A 21,730-nucleotide genomic window follows, 5' to 3' on the forward strand; every position below is an offset into this window, starting at 1 on the left:
CCGACCGCCCCTTATCCAAGGGGCACGCAACCGGGCAATCCGGCGGGTAACACGATCAAGGCGCCCGCCGAGTAAAGGTTTTTACCGAGGTTTGGTTCATCAGAGGCCAAGGTGATCCAAAACCCACCCATATCTACAATGGCTGTTTGGGCTGGCAAGCGTGAGATAAAGTCGTGGTCGGGAAATAAAACCATCGCACCCGGTGCCGCATCTGAAAAATACATCACCCCAAGTTGCAGGGTAATCCACCCGACTAAGACAAAGGTGACGGATGTAACCCATGTCTTAATAGTCATGGATATGTTCCAAGGTCAGCCCCTGTTCCTCACTCTGGCGCAACGCTTGGGCCAATTCGGACACGGGTAGCAGGATCAGATGGCGGGTGTCATTATATCCCTGACGTTCAAAACTATAGAGCGCCTGTTCCAGATGTGGCACCTGAGAGGTCACCGTAAAGAGAATGTCATCATTCCCGGCAATCTCAACAAAGTTGCCGCCCGCCTTGGCCCATTGCATCAACAGATGCGTCAGGGCGCGATAGCGGGGCGTTTCGATTTCGATCCCGTCTGCATGCGTTGCGATGACAGTCACACCGTCATATGTCGCCAATTCCGCGGCGGTCAGGTCGGTGACAATTATCCGCAACTGCAGGGCATCGGGTTCCATATTCGCGACGGCGGCGGCGATGACGCCCGCATAGCCAGACTTTGCTTTGTATTCCAGACCAATGGCCAGACGTCTTTCGACATCGCGAAATGATCCAGATGCGTGATCAGAAATGTCGGCCGCATCCTGTGCAAAATCCCATTGATACCACGGCACCTGCCGCAAGAACTGCGCATATTGCGCGGCTTTCTGTGCGGTCAGGTCATCCAATGGCGCACGCGTGTCGCCGCGGATCAAGACGGCGATACGACCGATCGTCTCTTCGTATAGGGCCTTTGCCAACAGCTCTGCGGTAAAACTGACCCCGATTGTGTAAACGGTTGATTTGAATTCTGCGGGAAATCCACCATGGGGCCCAGATGCCTGTGACAGGCTGCAAAGTGAGGCCCAGAATCCCCCAATCGAAGACAGATATGCATATTCATGTGGATCACCTGTGCTGATCACTTTGGCATAATCATCGTAGGCGTGAACGATGTGCCATTCGGGGTATGTTAACAATGTGCGACCTTCTGGACGGTGCTGGTCCGATGACACCAACGCCACATAATCATCGGCGCCATCACCCGGACGACAGGCCAGTTCGACATATCCCACCGGCGCGGCCAGCCCTAATGATAGCAGCAAAAGCAACCCAAGGGTTCGTTTTAACAGGCGCATCATAGGTGGCGACCAAAGCGAAGCCCAGCAACCAATGCAACACCCCCAAGTAAGATATGTGGCAAGTTCGCCAGAACCCTGAACAGCGTAAAGGACAAACCGTCCGACGGATTGGTGAAGATGCCGAAATCCAGATACCCCCAGCCGGTGAAAAACCCAAACACCCCATCACCAAGGTAGAGCGCACCAAAGATAACCAAGAAGATTTTGCTGGATCGGGCCCCTAAAAACGCGGCGGCCAGTGCCCAAATAGCAGATACCAAATGCAGCAGATCATCAAACAGATCGAGCGCAAAAATCCCGAATGCCAATCCCGCATCATCGGTGATCCCCGGTACATAATTTAGTCCCGCAGCCCCGAGTAGAACGACGAAATACCCAAGCGCAAATTTTTGGATCAAAGTCATAAGGCCCCCAAGTAGCTGTCCCATAGATTATTCCGCAGTATTAGATCAGGGTCCAATACCCGTTTTGCAGCCGCAAATTCACCGGCCCTTGGATAGGCTTTCACCAATTGATCTGGCCGCGCATGGGGACGGTATGGCAGGTAATACGTCCCATCGATTGACAGTACAGCGTCGATCAAGGCTTGGGTCATGCGCTGCATGTCTGCCTCGGCGCGGGCGGTTAGTTCCTGACTAAATGACATTACCGCTGCGATGCGCGGGGTGGGGGCGTAGCCCAGCCAACTGTGCGGGTCACGATCCACAAAACGCAATGTCACGTTCAGGAACTCTTGGTAAGAACTGGGGATAATCGCCCGGCATAGCGCGACAAAATCCGCAAATCGTTCGGGTGGAACAAAATACTCGTGCAGAATATCCGTGCGGTTTGGATTGCGATCATCAAGCGTGACAACCGGTTCGTTGATCAAACTGTTGCGCGTGGCAGGCCCGTTCGCCAACCGCGTTGCAAGGTCGGCCTCAAACCACCAGCGCAATCGTTTCATTCTCTCATTGCCCAGCTGGGCGCGATAAACACGGCTTGCGATTTTGGCAATGGCGCCAGACCCGGCTGCGGCGGGCAGGGCGTTTTGATCCTCACTGGGACGATAGGTAATGAGCAGGGCGTCAGACATGAAATTCGCGCGTTGCACATTCAGCCGCCCATAAGCCATCGTCACAGTATTATCGGCAAGAGCGGCAATAAACCGGTCGCCAAACGCTTCGGCGGGCATTTCTTCGAATGATGGTTCCAGACGTTGGTTCACGGCAAGATCCACATCCATCTGTGTGATGATCCCCGTCAGGCCATAGCCGCCCATGGTCATGTCAAACAGATCGGCATTTTCACGGCGCGAACATGTCGCCGCGCTGCCATCAGGCAGGATCATTTCAAAGGATCGCACGGTGCTGCCCATTGGGCCTTCTTTTACGGGCCAACCATGTGCGTTGACGCAAAACGTGGCCGCGACACCAAAATCGTTGTTTGACTGCATGACCCGCGGCCCAAGCCCAATTGGGTCCGTTGCAGCGATCACATCACTCCAGCGTGCACCCGCATGCACCCGCATCATTCGATTGTCTGTGTCCGTTTCAACCAGCCCATTGTCAAATGTAATGGCATGGCCATTTCGGGGGATGGCTTGGCCCCCCATAGAATGACGCGCGGCCCCCGCATTCACCGGGCGATTATTGGCGCGGGCATCGTTTAATTCGGCGCGGATGGATGCGACCAGCTGTTCGCCGGGATCATCCTTTATGATGATGTGCCGAAATATCGGTGTTTCGCTCAGTTCACTGGCATCGTTCAACGTGCCAGCGGCGCCATTCGGGGCAATGGACTGTGTCCCATCAAGTGTTGGGTTGGATGCGGAAAATGACTTGGTCAGCAATCCACCCACAACCGCGCCGCCCCCCAAAAGTGCGGCCCTACGGGTCAGTTTTTTTCGTCCTGCCAATGTGACAACCTCACTTCATGAACAATGTTCACAATATAGAAGCTGACGGGAAAGACAACAGTCAGGATTTCCAGACCCTTGCGGCGCTGTCTAATTGCGGGCCGTTTAGCGCACCAACAATGCGGTTCCGGGTTTGATCTGTGTGGCAACGGCAAACAGGTGGTCACGTCGCAGAGCGACACAGCCAGCGGTGGGAAAACCGGGTCGGCGCCATTGGTGCATAAAAATGGCAGACCCGGCATTGGGTGTTGCGTCGGGATAATTCCAGTCAGTCACAAACATCAAATCATAGAGCGGTTCCGCCATGCGCAGGTTTTCGGCGCTGCCCGCATAGGGTGCGCGGACCATGTGATTGTAATCCGGTAATTTAGGATCATCGGACCACAGATCGCCCGGTAGGATCGGGGTAGCCCAATCATTGGGGGGTATAATGCGATCGGGGCGATACATCATGCCCACAATATAATGGGTGCCACGTGGCGTCGCCATGTCGCCTTCGGTCTTGGTGTCCGTGATGCCGCCGCGCCCAATGGTGCAGGGGTAATGCTGGCCCATAAATCGCAGACCGCGCGGCGTGACGACCATATCGTAAGGGCTCATAGCAAATGTCCGGATTTTGCGGCTTTGGTGGCCAGATAGTTTTGGTTGAACGGGTTTTTGCCCACTTTCAACGCCACACGTTCAGCGACGTCGATGCCATTTTCCTGCATCCGCGCGACTTTGTTTGGGTTGTTGGTCAACAGCCGCACGGACGAAAACCCCAGCTTGCGTAGGATATGCGCGCCAATCCGGAAATCGCGTTCGTCGTCTTCGAATCCCAGCCGGTGGTTGGCCTCAACCGTATCGAACCCCTGATCCTGCAACGAATAGGCCCGCATTTTATTGGCCAGCCCAATGCCACGCCCCTCTTGGTTCAGGTAAAGCAACACGCCTTCGCCTTCGGCCCCCATTTGCCCCAACGCCCCGCGCAGTTGCGGCCCACAATCACATTTCAGGCTGCCCAGAACATCGCCAGTAAAACAGGCCGAATGCAGCCGCGACAGCACAGGTTTTCTGCGATCCGGACGGCCGATTTCGACGGCGTAATGTTCCTCGGCACCGTCTTCGGGCCGGAAAATATGCAATCGACCAGCTTGGGATACATCCAAGGGCAGCCGCGCATTCACAACCAGATTATGCGGGCTGGTGGCCGTATCATTGGCCGCATCCGCAGGCAGGCGGGTCAAATTATGTTGCAGCGCAAACGCTGTCGGGTTGTCGAGCAACCCAACAACAACAGCTGGCAATAAATGCGCGGATTTGCACAGAGTAATCGCCGCGCGGTGCAGATCAGCGGGACCCTGTCGCAGACATTGAAACGGGCCTTTCATGGGGACGCGCAGATCATCGGCCGGATCGGCAATGCCTTGAACCCACGCCACATCCGCATCAGCGGGCAGGGCAATGCGCGAAATATCACCGTCATAGGCGCGCGCCTTTAGGGTTTCGGCACGGCGTGATGTGATTGTCAGGGCCACATCCCCCAATTCCATCATTTGTTTCAGACGTGCGGCATTGACCGTTTCGGCGGCCATCGCCACCGCGCCACACCCGTTTTGTTCAACCACAACAGGCACGCCCATGCGCAAATCCGCCCGTGCGCGGGCCAAACGTTCGGTGATATCTGGTGAAAAACTCATGTTGCTCCGCCTGATTTGAACCTTTCAGATACTCTTTTCTGTCTAAAAGTGAAACAAAACCCACGCAGACCACACGAGGCCGTGAGCAAATTGCAGCAATCCTTGCCGCAGCCGTGATCGCGTCACATGTCTAGTGCAAGCGAATTGGAGGATGCCCATGGCACAGCTCAGAAAAATACTTTTGGTTGATGATGACGATGACCTGCGCGAAGCGCTCAGTGAACAGCTGATTATGACCGAAGACTTTGATGTCTTTGAGGCCGCAAATGGCTCCGAAGCCATGACCAAAGCCAAAGAGGGCCTGTATGATCTGGTGATCCTCGATGTGGGCCTGCCCGATACGGATGGCCGCGAATTGTGCCGGTTGATGCGCAAACAGGGCGTGAAATGCCCGATTGTGATGCTGACGGGTCATGACAGTGACAGCGACACCATTCTGGGTCTGGATGCCGGCGCCAATGATTACGTGCCAAAACCGTTCAAATTCCCGGTGCTGCTGGCCCGGATCCGCGCCCAGCTGCGCACCCATGAACAAAGCGAAGACGCTGTGTTTCAGTTGGGGCCCTATACGTTCCAGCCTGCGCAGAAATTGCTGGTCACCGAAGACGACAAAAAGGTGCGCCTGACCGAAAAAGAAACCAATATTCTGAAGTTCCTGTATCGCGCGACGGAACGGGTTGTTGCCCGTGATGTGCTGCTACACGAAGTCTGGGGTTACAATGCGGGGGTGACAACCCACACATTGGAAACCCATATCTATCGTCTGCGTCAGAAAATCGAACCTGATCCATCCAATGCACGCCTGTTGGTCACCGAAAGCGGTGGCTATCGGTTGGTCGCCTGATCTGAGCGACCGCATTTGAACATGGGGCGTTGCGCCCCATGATTCCCCCAAGCCCCAGATGTCGGGGGTCCATGTTGATGGGCATAGGACATCACCTCCCTGTTGGACTTGCCCCGGCTTCGCGCCGGGGTTTTTTTATGTGACCTGACGGAACGGGCATCCCTGTCTTTACGTTTGTTGCGGTGATCCTCATCTATCGACGGAACAATCAGAAAGATGATGTATGAAACGTGTTGTGTATTCCGAATTCGGGCATCCTGCCGACGTGGTTTCGGTCCTGGATGTAACGCGCGGCCCGCTCGACCCTGGACAGGTTCGGATTGACGTAATGCGCAGCCCGATCAACCCGTCTGATTTGCTTCAAATCGCGGGGCAATATGGGGTGAAACCGCCCCTGCCTGCGACCCCGGGCAACGAAGGTATCGGTCGGATCGTCGACATGGCAGAGGATGTTCAAGGCCTGAAAATCGACCAAATTGTGATGATCCCGGCCGGAATTGGCGTCTGGCAGCAACAGATCGATGCACCTGCGCTGGGCTTGATCCCGCTGCCTGAGGCGGATCTGGATCAATTGTCGATGATCACCATCAACCCGCCCACAGCTTATTTGTTGCTGGATGATTTCGTTGATCTGCAGGCCGGGGATTGGATCATTCAATCGGCCGCCAATTCCGCAGTTGGCGGCTATGTGGTGCAATTGGCCAAAGAGCGCGGGATCAGAACCATCAATATCGTGCGCCGAGAGGATGCAATCGCCCCATTGCAGCAATTGGGCGCTGACGTGGTGGTGCTGGATGGCCCCAACATGGAAGCTGACATTCGTGCGGCCGTGGGCGACGGCAAAATCCGGCTGGGGATTGATGCGGTCAGTGGGGCGCTCTTTGCGCGGATGGCAGATCTGCTGAGCAATGGCGGCACCATGGTGTCCTATGGCGCATTGTCGGGTGAGGCGGCGCAAGTGTCCCCGCAGGCGACGATTTTCCGCGACATTCAGGTGCGTGGTTTCTGGCTGGCGCGTTGGTTCGGCGTGGCGGATCAGGCCCGCAAAATTGACGTGTTCAGCAACTTGATCACCCGTATCGCAACCGGTGCCATCACCGCCCCGGTCGAAGCGGTCTATGGGTTGGACGATATCCATACGGCCATGGAACATGCTGCAAAACCAAACCGTTCGGGAAAAATCCTAATCGCCCCGAACGGATAAATGATCCGGCTTGGCGTGGGTTATTCCGTGCCAAGCCCCAATGTGATGTCGGCGCAGATAGCGGCACGAATATCGGAATCATCCCCGCCATTTTCGAATGTCGTCGTGACAAATTCGCCAATTCGAGTTTGGTATTCGTTCAGATGCAGCACCCCATCGCCCCGCGCATTGACGATGTCAGCGACGTCTTCACGTGATAATTTCGATGACGGGCCGATTATTTCAAACAAAAAATCTGTGATCGCAGCATGTGTGATTTCATCCACCGGGATCGTACGCAACATACTGACATTGCTTGCTAATGTTGCGACACGTTGCGCACCTTGGGATCGGCGCAATTCATCCTGTTCCGCCTCTGACAATGCATCATAGTCGGGTCGTGGTTGCTGTTGCTCTGCGTCGTATAGGTCTTGGATATAAACCGCATAATCCAGCGCGCTTAGGAACTTTGATTGCCCCCCAGAGGCGACAACATGTTCCCAATAAGATTGGACATGGCAATTATTCATCAATGACGCGGAGGTTTCAAAAATGAGGGGAATGGACCGGACGCGAAACAGATCAGTTTGGGTTAAGGGATAGGCGATGATCGATTCAAGCCCACCAGAAAATTCCAAGGTCCCATCAGCATGCACACTAAGTTGCGTGTTGTTCAGTGCAAACAAAATGGGGCCGATTACGAAAATCTGTTCGTCAAACGGACCACCACGAACACGCCAATCCGACGGGTAATCGTCAGCGGTGTTGGTCTGGCCATCGATATGAAATGTTTTGCCTTCGATCCGGGTATCCAGCGTTAGCCCGTCCCAATAGATCCGGCACCAATTCGTTTGCTCACACAGGTCATAGTCAGGTGAGAAATATGGGACAATTGCAACTTTTGTACTGTCGGCGGATATGGTTAGGTGAACCAGTCGCGGTACAACAATGTCAGGGTTATGGACCCGCGTCCTGATCAGGTATTCCCCCTGAATGCCCTGCGCCTGCGAAACATTAGGGGTTCCAAGCAAACACAGAGTGGAAAACAGGGCTGTAATTTGGGCAATAATCCGGAACATGACGATAAATTCTAACCTCTATAGCAATTGCAAAAACCTAACACTAATGTCGGCCTGAGTATACGGAGCGCCAAAAATGTCATTCACTCTTGCCACCTGGAATATCAACTCTGTCCGTTTGCGTGAACCGCTGGTTGCGCAATTGATGCGCGAGGAAACGCCAGACGTTTTGTGCCTGCAAGAATGCAAAAGCCCGGTTGATAAAATCCCGCGCGAAACCTTTGCTGAGCTTGGCTATACCCACATGGTGGCACGGGGGCAAAAGGGCTATAATGGCGTTGCGATCCTGTCGAAATTGCCGATCAAAGAGGTAGATGCCTTTGATTTTGCCGATTTAGGTCATGCGCGTCACATTGCAGGGCAGCTGGAAAACGGGGTCACGATCCACAATTTCTATGTGCCCGCAGGCGGTGACAAAGCAGACCGTGAGGTCAACGAAAAATTCGGCCAGAAACTGGATTATCTGACGGATATGCGCGACCATTTTGCCAATAATGCACCGCAAAAATCCATTCTGGTCGGGGATTTGAACATTGCCCCACGCGAAGACGATGTTTGGTCCCATAAACAATTGCTCAAAGTTGTCAGCCACACCCCAATTGAGGTGGACCATCTAAATGACGTGATGGAGGCCGGAAAATGGGTCGATATCACCCGTCAGGATATCCCCGAAGGCCCGCTTTATAGCTGGTGGTCCTATCGGTCACCAAACTGGGACGATTCCGACAAAGGCCGCCGGTTGGATCATGTCTGGGCGACGCCCGATATTTCCAATGCTGGGCATAACAGCCGTGTGCTACGCCATGTGCGTGGCTACGAAAAGCCCAGCGATCACGCGCCGGTTTTTGCTGAATTTGACGTCTGATCCAATGATCTGACGCGACTTGGCCCTTTTCCAACCGGGTCAGACCGCCCATATAGGGCAAAACGGAATGAATGGGGGCTGATATGCTCGAATTGAATGCAAATGCTGCGCCTGCTGCGGACCTGATCAAAGACGGCACACAAGACACCTTTATGGCGGATGTTGTAGAAGCGTCCAAAACAGTCCCGGTGATTGTGGATTTCTGGGCGCCATGGTGTGGCCCGTGTAAAACGCTTGGCCCTGCTCTTGAGGCGGCGGTGACCAAAGCCAAGGGCGCGGTCAAAATGGTCAAGATCGACGTCGATCAAAACCAGCAATTGGTGCAAATGCTGGCGCAACAGGGCCTGCCCATGCAGTCTATTCCGACGGTTGTTGCGTTCTTTGAAGGCCAAATCGCGGACATGTTTCAGGGCGCATTGCCGCAATCCCAGTTGGATGAATTTGTCGGTAAACTGGCGGTTCTAGGCGGGGGCGAGGCAGATGGCGGTCTGGCCGACGCATTAGAAGCCGCCGAAACCATGCTGGCCGAAGGCGAAGCAGAAGACGCGGTCGAAACCTTTGCGGCTGTGTTAGAAGAAGACCCAAACAGCGCACTGGCCTATTCCGGTTTGGCACGATCCTATCTGGCACTGGACCAAGTGGACCAAGCCGAAGCCGTGCTGAATGGTGTTCCTGCTGACATCAGCGAAGCCCCTGAAATTGAAGCGGTATATGCGCAAATTGCATTGGCAAAACAGGCGGCAGATGCCGGGCCGGTTGCCGAATTGCGCGCCGCAGTTGAGGCCAATCCAACGGATCTTCAGGCGCTGTTTGACCTGTCTTCTGCGCTGCACGCATCCGGGGATGCACAAGGTGCCGTTGACGCGCTGCTGGACAGTTTTCGCGTTGATCGCGACTGGAATGATGGCGCGGCCAAGACGCAATTGTTCACGATTTTCGATGCATTGCCCGCCAATGATCCGATCGTTTTGAACGGTCGTCGTAAATTGTCGTCGTTGATCTTTGTCTAACCCAAAGTTTGCGCTATATTCGGTCTATGATGCACGCAGCTGATCTGCCGGATGTTCTGCCGATCTTTCCGTTGCCCGGGGCGCTTTTGCTACCGCGGGCGCGGCTTCCCTTGCACGTGTTTGAACCTCGATATCTGGCGATGCTGGACGATACGTTTAAGACGCAAAATCGGATGATTGGGCTGATTCAACCCCAAGACGCGCATGGGGCCTTGCGATCGACGGGCTGTGCGGGGCGTGTCACGTCATTCTCGGAAACCGAGGATGGGCGTTATATGATCACGCTGACCGGGATTAGCCGTTATCAAATTGATGAAGAAATAGAAGGCTTTACGCCGTATCGACGTGCCAAAGTGATCTGGCGTGACTTCCCGCAGGATTTGGGCGAACCAGAACGTGACCCAGGGTTTGATTTTGAAACATTCATGACGTTGTTAAAACGGTTTTTAGCGGTCAAAAACATATCGGCTGATTGGGAAAACCTAAAGGATGCCGATCCCGAAATGGTGATCAATTCACTATCCATGTTGTTGCCATTATCAAACGAAGACAAACAGGCGTTGTTGGAAACAAAGACGTTGCAAAAAAGGCGTGAAACCCTTGTGACGTTGATAGAATTCGCGTTAATGAATGGGCGCAACGAAGAGGTGATGCAGTGACCGATGTGACCGAATTTGATCCCAAAATGTTGGAAGCCCTGATTTGCCCCCAAACGCATGCGCCCCTGACCTATGATGCGCAAAATCAGGAATTGGTTAGCAAGGCGGCGCATTTGGCCTTTCCGATCCGCGGTGGCATCCCAATTATGTTGGTCGATGAGGCCCGAAAACTGGACTAACGGCCCAGAAAATGTGGTGCCTTTAATTTTTTGTTCACCATGTGTTCCTATCATGTTCCAATGATAAGGAGATTTCGGATGGACCTATCACCTGCGGATGAATTGGCTCAGATTCGGGCTGAAATGCAGAAACTGCAATTGCGTAAAACCGAACTTGAATGTGGATTCAAACGCGGTGAGCTTGAGGTTCTGGGGCGATATGTTCAAGCGGAAGTGCAGCTAGAAGAAAAGCAGGTTTTTGTCAAAGAATTGCTACCTGATGCCGTTCTAAATGACCCGCAACATTGGCGCACTGATTTCACCGATGTTGTTGTCTTGCGTCCGATTGTAGGTGTTTCACCGCATAAGGCGCGGCAAATCACCTGTCAGACCGGCAGCTTCACGGATAAAATTGCGGCGCAATCCCGGAACAGCGTTGACCGCGCTCAGGCCGAAATCTCTTAATCCGCGCAGCACGGGATTATCGTTGGAAAACAGTTTATTAAAGGTATCTGTCGCCAGGGCCAGTGATGCAGTATCGAACCGACGCCATTGTTGGTAGCGACGCAAAACCTGTTTGTTTCCAATGTCTTCGCCACGGGCACGTGCGGCGCTTAGCACCTCTGCCAAGGCACCGACATCCCGCAATCCGGCGTTTAGCCCCTGACCCGCAATTGGATGCATGCCATGGGCCGCATCGCCAACCAACGCAATCCTGTCATCGATAAAACGATCAGCAAGTGTCAGATTCAGAGGATAAGAAAACCGGGTGCTTGCCAGCTGAATATCCCCGAGAAATGACCCAAATGCGGGGCGCAATGCTTCAAGAAATGTGCCTTCATTCATTGCCATTAACTCTGCCGCGCGGGCGTGGGTTTCGCTCCAAACAATGGAGGAGACGTTACCTGGCAGCGGCAAAATCGCCAATGGACCGGCGGGCATAAAGAATTGATGCGCTATCCCTTGGTGAGGATGTTCATGTGCAATTGCGCAGGTGACGGCGGTTTGGCCATAATCCCACCCTTTGCGCCCAATGCCACTGCGGGTCGCGGTTCCGCTGTTTCGCCCATCGCATCCGATGGCCAATTGCGCCGTAACATTTGCACCCGAAGCGAGCGAAATTGTGACAGTATTATGCGTAACTGATTGCGAAATAACAGTTTCACTGGACAGCTGCGTGATATTTGGCTCCGCTTGCATCGCCTTTAGGAATGCGCGTCGCAAATATCGATCTTCGACCATATAGCCCATTGGCCCTTCTTCGATCTCAGCGTGATCAAAGTGAAGCATCCAAGGGCTTGCCCCTTCTCCGGCGCGGCCATCCGTCACTTTGATTTCGTACATCGGCTGAGATTGATCGGCCAAATCCGTCCACACACCCACATTTCGAAGCAAGCGTTGCGAGGCAAGCGCCAATGCATAGGCGCGCCCGTCAAACCCCGGATCAGAACGCTGATCCACAGGCAAAGCGTCGATGACCGTGACTGAAAACCCGGTTTTAGCCAGCGCAAGCGCGAGTGCTGGACCGTTCAGGCCGCCCCCAATAATGGCGATATCGCATTTGTTTTCCATGACGCAAATATGGGGGGATTGATGGGATTGTCCATGGGGCTTGGTGCCGCTACCCTGACAAAAAGGGCCTGACAAAAAGGAAGGGCAAACCATGCAGGACTGGCTTTGGGCAGGGGCGGCGGAATTGGGCCGCGGCATTGCGCGTGGCGACATCGATCCGGTGGATTTGGCCGCGGTCTATCTGGATGCAATCCACGCCCATCCGGCAGGTCCGCAAATCTATGCGCGCACGACCCCAGATCGCGCAATGTTTGAGGCCAAGGCCGCCTCTGAGCGAGCGAAAAAGGGGCAACGATTGTCCGAACTGGATGGCGTTCCCGTATGCTGGAAAGATTTGTTCGATACCAGCGGCACAGCGACAGAGGCAGGCACGGCTCTTTTGAAGGGGCGCGTGCCATCCAAGGATGCGCATGTTTTACAAACCGCGACATCTATGGGGTTGGTTTGTTTGGGAAAAACCCACATGTCGGAAATCGCCTTTTCCGGTCTGGGGTTGAACCCAATCACGGCGACCTCTCCCAACGTGAATGATTCCGATGCCGTTCCCGGTGGGTCCTCGTCCGGGGCGGCTGCGTCTGTGGCCTTTGGGTTGGCGCCTTTGGCGATTGGGTCCGATACGGGTGGTTCTGTGCGCATTCCGGCCGCTTGGAACGATTTGGTCGGGTTGAAAACCACCCATGGCCGATTGTCATTAAAGGGTGTTGTGCCGTTGTGCAAAACCTTTGATACGGTCGGGCCGCTATGTCGAAACGTCGAAGACGCGGCGGCGTCATTGGCCGCGTTAGAAGGGATACGCGCGATTGATTTGGGGGGTGTTGACCTAGAAGGCATGCGGTTTTTGATCCCGGAAACGTTGGTTTTGGACGAGGTCCAAGAGGGGCCACAAAAGGGGTTCGATTGGGCGGTTCAAAAGCTTGAAGCGGCAGGTGCCATAATCGAGCGACGCGCAGTGCCAGTGATCGAGGATGCGCTGGCAATTGGCGGGCCGTTATTTACCGCAGACGCCTATTCAGCATGGCGCGATTTGGTCGAGTCCCATCCCGAAAAAATGTATCCCCCGATTTTGGAACGTGTGTGGGCCGGCAAAGAGGTCGCGGCGCATGATTATTTGACCACTTGGCGGTATTTGCACGACTTGCGGGCGCAATATTTGTCTGCAACGCGCGGCTATGATGCGGTGATTTTTCCGACCGCGCCCATTCTGCCGCCGAATGTCAAACGCCTGATGGAAGATGCGGAATATTACGTGCATTCCAATTTGATGGCGCTGCGCAATACCCGCGTCGGAAACTTGTTTGGATTATGCGGACTGAGCCTGCCAACCAACGTCCCATCAAGCGGGATTTTGTTCAATTCAGCCCCCGGAACCGAAGAGCGTTTGCTGAGGATCGGTGCCGCGGCAGAGCGTGCTTTGGCCTAAATGCCACAATCCTCGTGCGCAGCGTGCCAAAAAATTGCCGTTTTTCTGGACACTTGCCGTCTCACCGGGCTAATCTGGGTGCAAATGGGACGTCAATGATCCCGTGAATTGAGGCAGTTATGATCTACCCCGAGCGGTTTTCGAACCTACCGGCCTATGCGTTTCCGCGCCTGCGGAATCTGCTGGACGCACATGCGCCCGGCGGAGAGGTCATTGCCATGACCATCGGCGAGCCGCGTCATGCGTTCCCTGCTTTTGTTGGGGATGTGATCAACCAAACGCTGTCAGAATTCGGAAAATACCCAACAAATGAAGGCGCGCCTGACCTGTTGGCCGCGATCGCCGGTTGGGTTGCAGGGCGCTATGGGGTGACCCTAAAAGGGGACCAAATCCTCGCGTTGAACGGCACCCGCGAAGGGTTGTACAACGCGTCCATGGCGCTGTGTCCTGAGGTAAAGAACGGGCAACAGCCTGTCGTTTTGATGCCCAATCCGTTTTATCAGGTCTACGCCATCGGGGCGATTTCTGTGAACGCAGAGCCGGTTTTTGTGCCCGCAACCGCACAGACCGGGCATCTGCCGGATTATGCATCCTTGCCTGAGGACATCCTGAACCGCACGACGATTGCCTATATCTGTTCCCCCGCCAATCCGCAGGGCGCGGTTGCGGGGCGGGACTACTGGACCAATTTGATCACGCTGGCTGAAAAACACGATTTCCGTATTTTCGCCGATGAATGTTATTCTGAAATTTACCGGGATTCCCCCCCCGCTGGTGCATTGGAAATTGCGCAGGAAATGGGTGCGGATCCAGAACGTGTTGTGGTGTTTCATTCCCTGTCAAAACGGTCGAATTTGCCCGGATTGCGGTCCGGATTTGCCGCAGGTGGCCCCCAAAGCATCGCGCGCATGCGTCAATTGCGGGCCTATGCGGGTGCGCCACTGCCGTTGCCATTGCAACACGTCGCCGCCAAGGCATGGGGCGACGAAACCCATGTGATCGAAAATCGCGCGCTTTATGCCGAAAAATTCGATCTGGCGGACAAAATTTTCGCCGATGTTCCCGGCTATGCCTCGCCTGAGGCTGGATTTTTCCTGTGGCTGCCCGTCAAAGACGGCGAAGCCGCAGCTCTAAAGCTTTGGCAGGAAACGGGCGTTCGTGTTCTGCCGGGCGCGTATCTTAGTCGTGACGTGAACGGGGAAAACCCCGGCGCCGGCTATATCCGGGTCGCACTTGTGGCCCCAAAAGAAGAAACACAGCGCGGACTGACCCTGATCCGTAACTGTTTGTATAATTGAGGAAAGAAGATGGCTTTGTACCAATCCCGTCAGCGCGATCCATTGTTTGACAGCACAACCCAGGCCGCGTTGGAAAAGCGCGGCAAAGAGTTGATCGGCCTGTTTCTGATCCTGTTGGCGGCCATCGTCGCCCTGATGCTGAGCAGCTATTCGCCGGATGATCCGTCATGGGTCACCGCATCGGATACGCCGGTTCAAAACGCAATGGGGCGCACAGGGGCGTCTATTTCCGCGTCATTGATCGCCATTATCGGTCTGGGGTCCTGGGGTTTGGCCATCATCATGGGCGCATGGGGTCTGCGTATGGTGTTGCATCGCGGCGAAGAACGGGCGCTGGAACGGTTGATCTTCTTTCCGATCGCCATCGCATTTGGGTCTGTTTATGCCGCGTCCCTGACTCCGGGATCAGATTGGAGCCACTCCTTTGGGCTTGGTGGATTGTTTGGGGAAACGGTGTTGGGCGTGATCCTGACAATCATTCCGTTTAAGGTCACGTTTGGCGTGAAATTGATGTCCTTGGTGATGGGCGTTGGCATTTTGGCCATGGGCACGTTTGTGCTTGGATTTACTATGCGCGAATTAAAGGTCGGCGGCCGTTTTATGGCGCTTGGCGTGGTGATGTTGTATTCGATGTTGCTGCAAATGTTGGGGCAGGGCGCGTCGGCATCCATGCGTGCAGCACAAGGCATGCAGGCCAATATCGCGGATCGTCGCGAAAAAGCGCGGGCAGAACGCGCAGAGGCCGAAGCTGAGGCAGTGGCCTATGACGCTGTTCCCGAGCCGACCGAAACGCAGCGTGTGGCCAATATCGTGCGCGCCAATATGGCAGCGCAATCCGCACCCGTCGCGCAGACCGAAACACATGATTACGCGCCAATGCAGGCCGAATTGCGCGCCGAACCAAATGTTTATCACACCGAGGCAGAGCCAGAGTCAGAGCCGCGTGGCGGATTGCTGTCACGTATGCCATCCTTGTTGAAACGGGCCGATCCGTTGCCAGCGCCGGAATTGGTTGAGCCGGAATTGATCGAAACAGACATGCCCGCGGCCAGTGATGACCGGATCAAAGCCAAGATTTCTGACGTGATCAAAGCCCGTGTACGGTCGCCCATGGTGACCAAACCTCAGGCGACGCTGCTGCGCAAACGTGGCCCGCAACCGCTGATTTTGGACACTAGCAACCCGCAGGCTGGTTTGCCCGCTGAACCACAATTATATGCGGATCCGGCAATGGCGCAGGCCCCAATGGTCGAAGCACCCATGGTGGATGTCCCGGCCTTTGAAGCGCCATTGGCACAGGAATCCATCCCCCAAGACGTGGCGCCACAACCCGCGCCGACCCCTTCGCCAGTTGCTTATGATCTGGCTCCGAAACCGGCTGTAACCCCTGCGGCTGCTCCTGTGACGGCCCCGGCGCAAACCGCCTATTCTGGTTTGGATCGTCGCGTTGTACAGCATCCTGTGAAAAAGCCAATTCAGCCATCCGTTCAGGCCAAGGCCGAAGCCCAGCCTGCGTTGCAATTTGAAGATCGCGACACGTCTTATGAGGTGCCACCGCTAAGCCTGTTGGCCAATCCGGCAGAGGTCGAACGCCATGTGCTGAGCGACGAAGCGTTGGAAGAAAACGCACGGATGCTGGAAACCGTTCTGGATGATTACGGCGTCAAAGGCGAAATCGTCAGCGTGCGCCCCGGCCCCGTTGTGACCATGTATGAACTGGAACCAGCGCCGGGTTTGAAGGCCAGTCGTGTGATTGGCCTTGCCGACGATATTGCGCGATCCATGTCGGCGTTGTCGGCGCGGGTGTCCACCGTGCCGGGCCGGTCTGTGATTGGGATTGAATTGCCCAACGAAAAACGCGAAATGGTATCGTTCCGTGAAATCCTGTCGAACCGGGATTACGGCGATGGCAGCCATAAATTGCCACTGGCCTTGGGCAAAGACATCGGCGGCGATCCCGTCGTTGCGAACTTGGCCAAAATGCCCCACCTGTTGATCGCCGGGACCACCGGGTCCGGTAAATCCGTTGCCATCAACACCATGATCCTGTCGTTGCTCTATAAACTGACGCCGGATGAATGCCGGATGATCATGATCGATCCAAAAATGTTGGAATTGTCCGTTTATGACGGCATCCCGCACCTGTTGTCCCCGGTTGTGACCGACCCGAAAAAGGCGGTTGTCGCGTTGAAATGGACCGTGGGCGAAATGGAAGATCGCTATCGCAAAATGTCCAAAATGGGCGTGCGTAACATCGAAGGCTATAACGGGCGCGTCGCGGATGCTCTGGCAAAAAATGAAACGTTCAGCCGCACGGTTCAGACCGGATTTGCGGATGATACCGGCGAACCGATCTTTGAAACAGAAGAGATCATGCCAGAGAAAATGCCATATATCGTCGTGATTGTAGACGAAATGGCCGATCTGATGATGGTCGCAGGCAAAGAGATTGAGGCCTGTATTCAACGGCTTGCGCAAATGGCGCGGGCGTCTGGCATTCACATCATCATGGCCACACAGCGCCCATCGGTGGATGTGATCACCGGCACAATCAAGGCCAACTTCCCCACCCGGATTTCGTTCCAAGTGACCGGCAAAATCGACAGCCGCACCATTCTGGGCGAACAGGGGGCTGAACAATTGTTGGGAATGGGCGATATGCTTTATATGGCGGGGGGTGCAAAAATCACCCGCGTGCATGGGCCGTTTGTTAGCGATGAAGAAGTCGAAGAAATCGTGACCTATCTCAAACAATTCGGTCCACCTGATTATCAATCCGGTGTGGTTGATGGGCCTTCGGATGAAAAAGAAAGCAACATCGACGCGGTTCTGGGGCTGGGTGGTAACACCACGGGCGAAGACGCGCTTTATGATCAAGCGGTGCAGATTGTGGCGCGGGATCGCAAATGTTCGACGTCTTACATTCAGCGCAAATTGGCGATCGGCTATAACAAAGCGGCGCGTTTGGTCGAACAGATGGAAGACGAAGGCGTCGTGTCATCCGCCAACCATGTGGGCAAACGCGATGTTTTGGTGCCAGAAATCCAATAAGTCGCAAAAAACAGCGTGTTATTGGATAACGGGCGGCGCGATATCGCTTATCTTCGGGATATCCTGACTTGGTGATGTCACAGCGGGGTGCAATCATGCGCCCTAAGAACTAGGTGAGATGCATGAGCAAGTTTAGATTTCTGATACTCCTGATCCCGATGTTGCTGGCCGCACTGGCAGCCGCAGCGCCGTCCAATGCCCAGCAAATTCCGCTGAGCGAAATTTCACGTTACCTGAATGGGTTGGGCACCGCCAAAGGCGAGTTCACCCAGATCAATGCAGACGGGACAATTGCGACCGGGGAAATCCTGATCAAACGTCCGGGGCGTATTCGGTTTGAATATAACCCACCCGAACAATCGCTGGTTTTGGCGGCGGGTGGGCAATTGGCCGTGTTTGATCCACGTTCCAATGCCGGGCCACAGCGTTATCCGCTGCGGGAAACCCCGCTAAGCATTATCCTGGACGACAATGTTGATCTGGCGCGCGCCAATATGGTGACAGGTCACACGTCAGATGGGACCACGACCACGGTGCGTGCACAGGACCCGGATCACCCCGAATACGGCAATATCCAATTGGTGTTCACGGCCAACCCGACTGAGCTGCGCCAGTGGATCATCACCGATGACACGGGGTCACAAACGACGCTGATCCTCGGTGATTTGGACAAAGGTGGCAATATTCGCGACATCAATTTCAACATCCAGCGCGAAATGCGCAACTGGCAGAATTGATCAGATTTCAAAATTCGGAAATGAAAAGGGCGGGTTAAACCGCCCTTTTTTGTTATCTCCAGCGGCGGCAATTGGCCAACTGAGCTTCGTACATGTCAGCGCGATCATCGACTTCGCCCGCGATGCGAACCAACCAGCCCTTGGACCGATATGAGCCCCGCAGATACCCTGTGCGCCCTTCGTGGTAGGCCAGATATTGATTGCGGGTGTCGGTCAAAGGAACCCCTGTTTCTTCAACGGTTTGCGTCATGTACCAGCCCATGAAATCCAGCGCGTCATTGATATTTGTACGGCTGGACGACCGGCTGCCTTCGTAGCGTTGATATTCTTCCCAAGTGCCATCCAATGCCTGAGAATACCCCAGCGCCGAACTTTGTCGACCGGTTGGGATCACCCCCAACGCATAGCGATGCGGGGGACGGTTATCAGCAATAAATTTACTTTCTTGATAGATCATCGCCATTAGAACGTGCGCTTGCACACCCCATTTGCGTTCAGTCTGGCGGAAAGCACGCACATAATTCGGGCGTTCCGTCAAAATTGAACAGGCGTTGTCCAGATTGCGCGGCGCAGAACTGTCTCGGGTGCCACAGCTACCCAAGATTAGGACCAACAGAACCGCGAGATTGAGTTTGCTCATCTGCCTCTCGCTCATATTTAGTTTTTTATTAGCCCGATTATAGCTGATTTTTCGTGCTCTGAAAATGGATTTCCTGAAATGAGCGAAAGTGTGATCAAGCGCTGTTTTGGGGGTTTTGATTTGGGACTGTACCGGTCAAGTTCACAAACTGTTTCCTGTGATTCGGGTCCCTAAACGTGGACTTTTCCCCATCGGGCCGGGTAAACAGGGATAAGGACGAATGGAATATGTTGAAAACACGTGCAAAATACTTCCTCGGACAGGTTGTCCGGCATCGTAAACATCCCTTTCGCGGGGTGGTTTTTGACGTGGATGCAATGTTTTCCAATTCTGACGAATGGTACGAATCCATCCCAGAAGAGGCGCGCCCTGAAAAAGACCAACCATTTTATCATCTGTTGGCTGAAAACGACGAAAGCTATTACGTCGCTTATGTGTCCGAACAGAATTTGGTTGCGGATTATTCCGGCGAACCCGTGGATCACCCGGACCTAGAGGATCTGTTTGGCCCGTTTGAGGATGGCAGTTACCCGCTGCATTTTCAGCTGAACTAACAACAGCTTAGTAGCCCAAGGCACAGCCGTCTTTGCGCGGATCTGATCCGCCTTCTAGGATACCATCATCCCTGATCTGGATGGATTGCGCACCGCCGATACCCAGATCGGGCCGCCGCACGTCATGCCCCAGCTCAACCAGTTTTTGGGCCACGTCGTCGCTATACCCGGATTCCAAATCCAGCACGCTATCTTGGGCAAAGCTGCGCGGGGCATCGATATTGGCCTGTGGGGACAGCCCAAAATCAACATGGTTGGACACAAAACGCGCATGCCCGGTCGACTGGTATTGCCCGCCCATGACGCCAAACGGCATGATCACCCGGCCATTTTTCTTTAACATACCGGGGATGATTGTGTGCATCGGACGCTTGCCTGCGGCGGCTTCGTTGTCGTGACCCTGTTGCAGGGTGAACCCTGCGCCGCGGTTTTGAAACAAGATGCCAAATTTATCCGACGCGATGCCAGACCCAAAGCTGTGAAAGATTGAATAGATCAGCGACACGGCCATGCGATCTTTGTCGACCACGGTGATGTAAATCGTGTCTTTGTGCACAGATTCCGCACCGGGCAGACCTGCGGGCAACACACGTTTTGGGTCGATTAATCCAGCCAGCTTTTCAGCGGTGTCCATCGACACCATATGATCAAGGCGGGTCATGTGATCCATATCGGCAACAAACCGGTTGCGCGCATCATAGGCCAGTTTGGTGGCCTCAGCTTCGATATGAACCCGTTCGGCACCATTTGGATCCATGTTGGAAATATTGAATTGTTTCAACATGTTCAGCAGCAATATGGCGGTCGCCCCTTGCCCGTTGGGTGGGTGTTCAACCAGATCAACATCGCCGTAATTGCCAGAAATCGGATCGGTGTATTCACAGGCCGTGGCGGCAAAATCGTCCAAAGTGTGGGACCCGCCTGCTGCGCGCAGTGACGCCACCATGTCCTCGGCCACTTCGCCTTCGTAAAATGCGTCGCGCCCGTCCATCGCAATGCGGCGCAGCACATCGGCCTGTTTTGGTGCGCGAAAAATTTGGCCAGCCTTGGGGGCATTGCCGTTGATCATGAATGTGTCGCGCGCGATGCCAGACAGATTGTTGGCACCCGGCCCCCAATCGGCAGCGACTCGGGGGGCCACGGGCACGCCTGCCTCGGCATAATGGATCGCCGGGGCCAAAGATGTTGCCAAACCGACACGCCCCCAATCTTTGGACAAGCGACAAAATGCATCAACTGCGCCCGGAATGGTGACCGCAGTTGCCGAATAAGGGGCAATGACGTCTTGGCCTTGATCGCGCAATGATTGTGCGTTCAATCCTGCCGGTGCGCGGCCAGACCCGTTCAGGGCAACCACGTCATCCTTGCCTGCCGGGGAAATCAGCGCAAACAGATCGCCGCCGATGCCCGTCATCTGGGGTTCACAAAACCCCAATAAAACCGCACCTGCAATGGCGGCATCCATGGCATTTCCACCAGATTCAAGGATTTGCACCGCCACTTTGGATGCCAATGGATGCGACGTGGCGCACATGCCATTGGTGGCGAAAACCGAAGATCGGCCCGGAGTTTGGAACTGGTGCATGATGGGTCCCCATAGAAATCACACACAACCTATGCGTCTGGTGGGGAAATTCAATCATTGAAGGGGATTTAATAGACCTCGACGCCGTGCACTGGGTGGGGGCTGTTACGCACGGCGCCGAGGGAAGCTATATTGCAGCTACAAGACCATTTGTGCCCTTGATTCAGGGC

22 protein-coding genes are annotated in these 21,730 nt (G+C 54.7%); 12 read left to right on the forward strand and 10 right to left on the reverse strand.

Annotation, left to right across the window (positions count from 1 at the left end):
• Positions 1 to 11 precede the first annotated feature (11 nt).
• The 6 genes from AB1F12_RS01210 to ribA all read right to left on the reverse strand — a co-directional run bounded on the left by AB1F12_RS01210 (position 12) and on the right by ribA (position 4,905).
• Positions 12 to 296, reverse strand: a complete 285-nt coding sequence (locus tag AB1F12_RS01210; RefSeq protein ID WP_368185974.1) for a hypothetical protein — start codon at positions 294 to 296, stop codon at positions 12 to 14.
• Positions 286 to 1,293, reverse strand: coding sequence for a hypothetical protein (locus AB1F12_RS01215; protein ID WP_368185976.1), 1,008 nt, complete (start codon positions 1,291 to 1,293; stop codon positions 286 to 288). Before AB1F12_RS01215 ends, AB1F12_RS01210 begins: the two co-directional genes overlap by 11 nt.
• A 32-nt stretch (positions 1,294 to 1,325) precedes the next feature.
• Positions 1,326 to 1,733 (reverse strand): hypothetical protein, encoded by a 408-nt coding sequence (locus AB1F12_RS01220; protein WP_368185977.1) that lies wholly within the window; start codon positions 1,731 to 1,733, stop codon positions 1,326 to 1,328.
• Positions 1,730 to 3,226: an FAD-binding oxidoreductase gene (locus AB1F12_RS01225; protein WP_368185978.1), complete on the reverse strand. Its 1,497-nt coding sequence runs from the start codon at positions 3,224 to 3,226 to the stop codon at positions 1,730 to 1,732. Before AB1F12_RS01225 ends, AB1F12_RS01220 begins: the two co-directional genes overlap by 4 nt.
• Positions 3,227 to 3,331: 105 nt before the next feature.
• Positions 3,332 to 3,826, reverse strand: coding sequence for a L,D-transpeptidase (locus AB1F12_RS01230; protein WP_368185980.1), 495 nt, complete (start codon positions 3,824 to 3,826; stop codon positions 3,332 to 3,334).
• Positions 3,823 to 4,905, reverse strand: coding sequence for a GTP cyclohydrolase II (gene ribA, locus AB1F12_RS01235; RefSeq protein ID WP_368185981.1), 1,083 nt, complete (start codon positions 4,903 to 4,905; stop codon positions 3,823 to 3,825). Before ribA ends, AB1F12_RS01230 begins: the two co-directional genes overlap by 4 nt.
• Before the next feature lie 157 nt (positions 4,906 to 5,062).
• On the opposite strand from ribA, the gene AB1F12_RS01240 reads away from it, so the two are divergent.
• Both AB1F12_RS01240 and AB1F12_RS01245 read left to right on the forward strand, forming a co-directional pair.
• Positions 5,063 to 5,749 (forward strand): response regulator transcription factor, encoded by a 687-nt coding sequence (locus AB1F12_RS01240; RefSeq protein WP_368185982.1) that lies wholly within the window; start codon positions 5,063 to 5,065, stop codon positions 5,747 to 5,749.
• A 223-nt stretch (positions 5,750 to 5,972) separates the two neighbouring features.
• Positions 5,973 to 6,953, forward strand: a complete 981-nt coding sequence (locus AB1F12_RS01245) for a zinc-dependent alcohol dehydrogenase family protein (RefSeq protein ID WP_368185984.1) — start codon at positions 5,973 to 5,975, stop codon at positions 6,951 to 6,953.
• Between the two features lie 20 nt (positions 6,954 to 6,973).
• Here the strand turns inward: AB1F12_RS01245 and AB1F12_RS01250 are convergent, their stop codons facing one another.
• A complete protein-coding gene (locus tag AB1F12_RS01250; RefSeq protein WP_368185985.1) occupies positions 6,974 to 8,011 on the reverse strand; it encodes a hypothetical protein in 1,038 nt (345 codons plus the stop codon).
• A gap of 76 nt (positions 8,012 to 8,087) precedes the next feature.
• Here AB1F12_RS01250 and AB1F12_RS01255 point away from each other — a divergent pair, with 76 nt between their 5' ends.
• The 5 genes from AB1F12_RS01255 to AB1F12_RS01275 all read left to right on the forward strand — a co-directional run bounded on the left by AB1F12_RS01255 (position 8,088) and on the right by AB1F12_RS01275 (position 11,168).
• On the forward strand, positions 8,088 to 8,876 hold the full coding sequence (locus tag AB1F12_RS01255; protein ID WP_368185986.1) for an exodeoxyribonuclease III: 789 nt from the start codon (positions 8,088 to 8,090) through the stop codon (positions 8,874 to 8,876).
• Between the two features lie 83 nt (positions 8,877 to 8,959).
• Positions 8,960 to 9,886 carry a tetratricopeptide repeat protein gene (locus AB1F12_RS01260; protein WP_368185987.1) on the forward strand — a complete coding sequence of 309 codons (927 nt, stop codon included), beginning with the start codon at positions 8,960 to 8,962 and terminating at the stop codon, positions 9,884 to 9,886.
• 26 nt (positions 9,887 to 9,912) lie between these two features.
• Complete coding sequence (locus tag AB1F12_RS01265; protein ID WP_368185988.1) at positions 9,913 to 10,545, forward strand: LON peptidase substrate-binding domain-containing protein; 633 nt, start codon at positions 9,913 to 9,915, stop codon at positions 10,543 to 10,545.
• Positions 10,546 to 10,571: 26 nt separating this feature from the next.
• Positions 10,572 to 10,724: a Trm112 family protein gene (locus tag AB1F12_RS01270; protein ID WP_368188209.1), complete on the forward strand. Its 153-nt coding sequence runs from the start codon at positions 10,572 to 10,574 to the stop codon at positions 10,722 to 10,724.
• A gap of 78 nt (positions 10,725 to 10,802) precedes the next feature.
• Positions 10,803 to 11,168, forward strand: coding sequence for a hypothetical protein (locus tag AB1F12_RS01275; protein WP_368185989.1), 366 nt, complete (start codon positions 10,803 to 10,805; stop codon positions 11,166 to 11,168).
• On the opposite strand, the gene AB1F12_RS01280 is transcribed toward AB1F12_RS01275, so the two are convergent.
• Positions 11,061 to 12,275 (reverse strand): UbiH/UbiF/VisC/COQ6 family ubiquinone biosynthesis hydroxylase, encoded by a 1,215-nt coding sequence (locus tag AB1F12_RS01280; protein ID WP_368185991.1) that lies wholly within the window; start codon positions 12,273 to 12,275, stop codon positions 11,061 to 11,063. The genes AB1F12_RS01275 and AB1F12_RS01280 overlap by 108 nt on opposite strands.
• Positions 12,276 to 12,366: 91 nt before the next feature.
• Between AB1F12_RS01280 and AB1F12_RS01285 the strand changes: the two genes are divergently transcribed.
• The 4 genes from AB1F12_RS01285 (at position 12,367) to AB1F12_RS01300 (ending at position 18,781) form a co-directional block, all read left to right on the forward strand.
• Positions 12,367 to 13,695: an amidase gene (locus tag AB1F12_RS01285; RefSeq protein ID WP_368185992.1), complete on the forward strand. Its 1,329-nt coding sequence runs from the start codon at positions 12,367 to 12,369 to the stop codon at positions 13,693 to 13,695.
• Positions 13,696 to 13,817: 122 nt separating this feature from the next.
• Positions 13,818 to 14,993 carry an aminotransferase class I/II-fold pyridoxal phosphate-dependent enzyme gene (locus tag AB1F12_RS01290; RefSeq protein WP_368188211.1) on the forward strand — a complete coding sequence of 392 codons (1,176 nt, stop codon included), beginning with the start codon at positions 13,818 to 13,820 and terminating at the stop codon, positions 14,991 to 14,993.
• A gap of 9 nt (positions 14,994 to 15,002) precedes the next feature.
• The gene (locus AB1F12_RS01295; RefSeq protein ID WP_368185994.1) at positions 15,003 to 18,044 is read left to right on the forward strand and encodes a DNA translocase FtsK 4TM domain-containing protein; all 3,042 of its coding nucleotides are present in this window, start codon (positions 15,003 to 15,005) and stop codon (positions 18,042 to 18,044) included.
• 122 nt (positions 18,045 to 18,166) lie between these two features.
• Positions 18,167 to 18,781 (forward strand): outer membrane lipoprotein carrier protein LolA, encoded by a 615-nt coding sequence (locus tag AB1F12_RS01300; protein ID WP_368185996.1) that lies wholly within the window; start codon positions 18,167 to 18,169, stop codon positions 18,779 to 18,781.
• 52 nt (positions 18,782 to 18,833) lie between these two features.
• On the opposite strand, the gene AB1F12_RS01305 is transcribed toward AB1F12_RS01300, so the two are convergent.
• Positions 18,834 to 19,421 (reverse strand): lytic transglycosylase, encoded by a 588-nt coding sequence (locus tag AB1F12_RS01305; protein WP_368185997.1) that lies wholly within the window; start codon positions 19,419 to 19,421, stop codon positions 18,834 to 18,836.
• A gap of 227 nt (positions 19,422 to 19,648) precedes the next feature.
• Between AB1F12_RS01305 and hspQ the strand changes: the two genes are divergently transcribed.
• A complete protein-coding gene (gene hspQ, locus AB1F12_RS01310) occupies positions 19,649 to 19,975 on the forward strand; it encodes a heat shock protein HspQ (protein WP_368185998.1) in 327 nt (108 codons plus the stop codon).
• Positions 19,976 to 19,982: 7 nt separating this feature from the next.
• Here hspQ and AB1F12_RS01315 read toward each other — a convergent pair whose 3' ends face one another.
• A complete protein-coding gene (locus AB1F12_RS01315; RefSeq protein WP_368186000.1) occupies positions 19,983 to 21,560 on the reverse strand; it encodes a gamma-glutamyltransferase family protein in 1,578 nt (525 codons plus the stop codon).
• Positions 21,561 to 21,730: the final 170 nt, after the last annotated feature.

Origin of the sequence: Aestuariibius sp. HNIBRBA575, from assembly GCF_040932005.1 — a bacterium.
Lineage (GTDB): Bacteria > Pseudomonadota > Alphaproteobacteria > Rhodobacterales > Rhodobacteraceae > CANLNM01.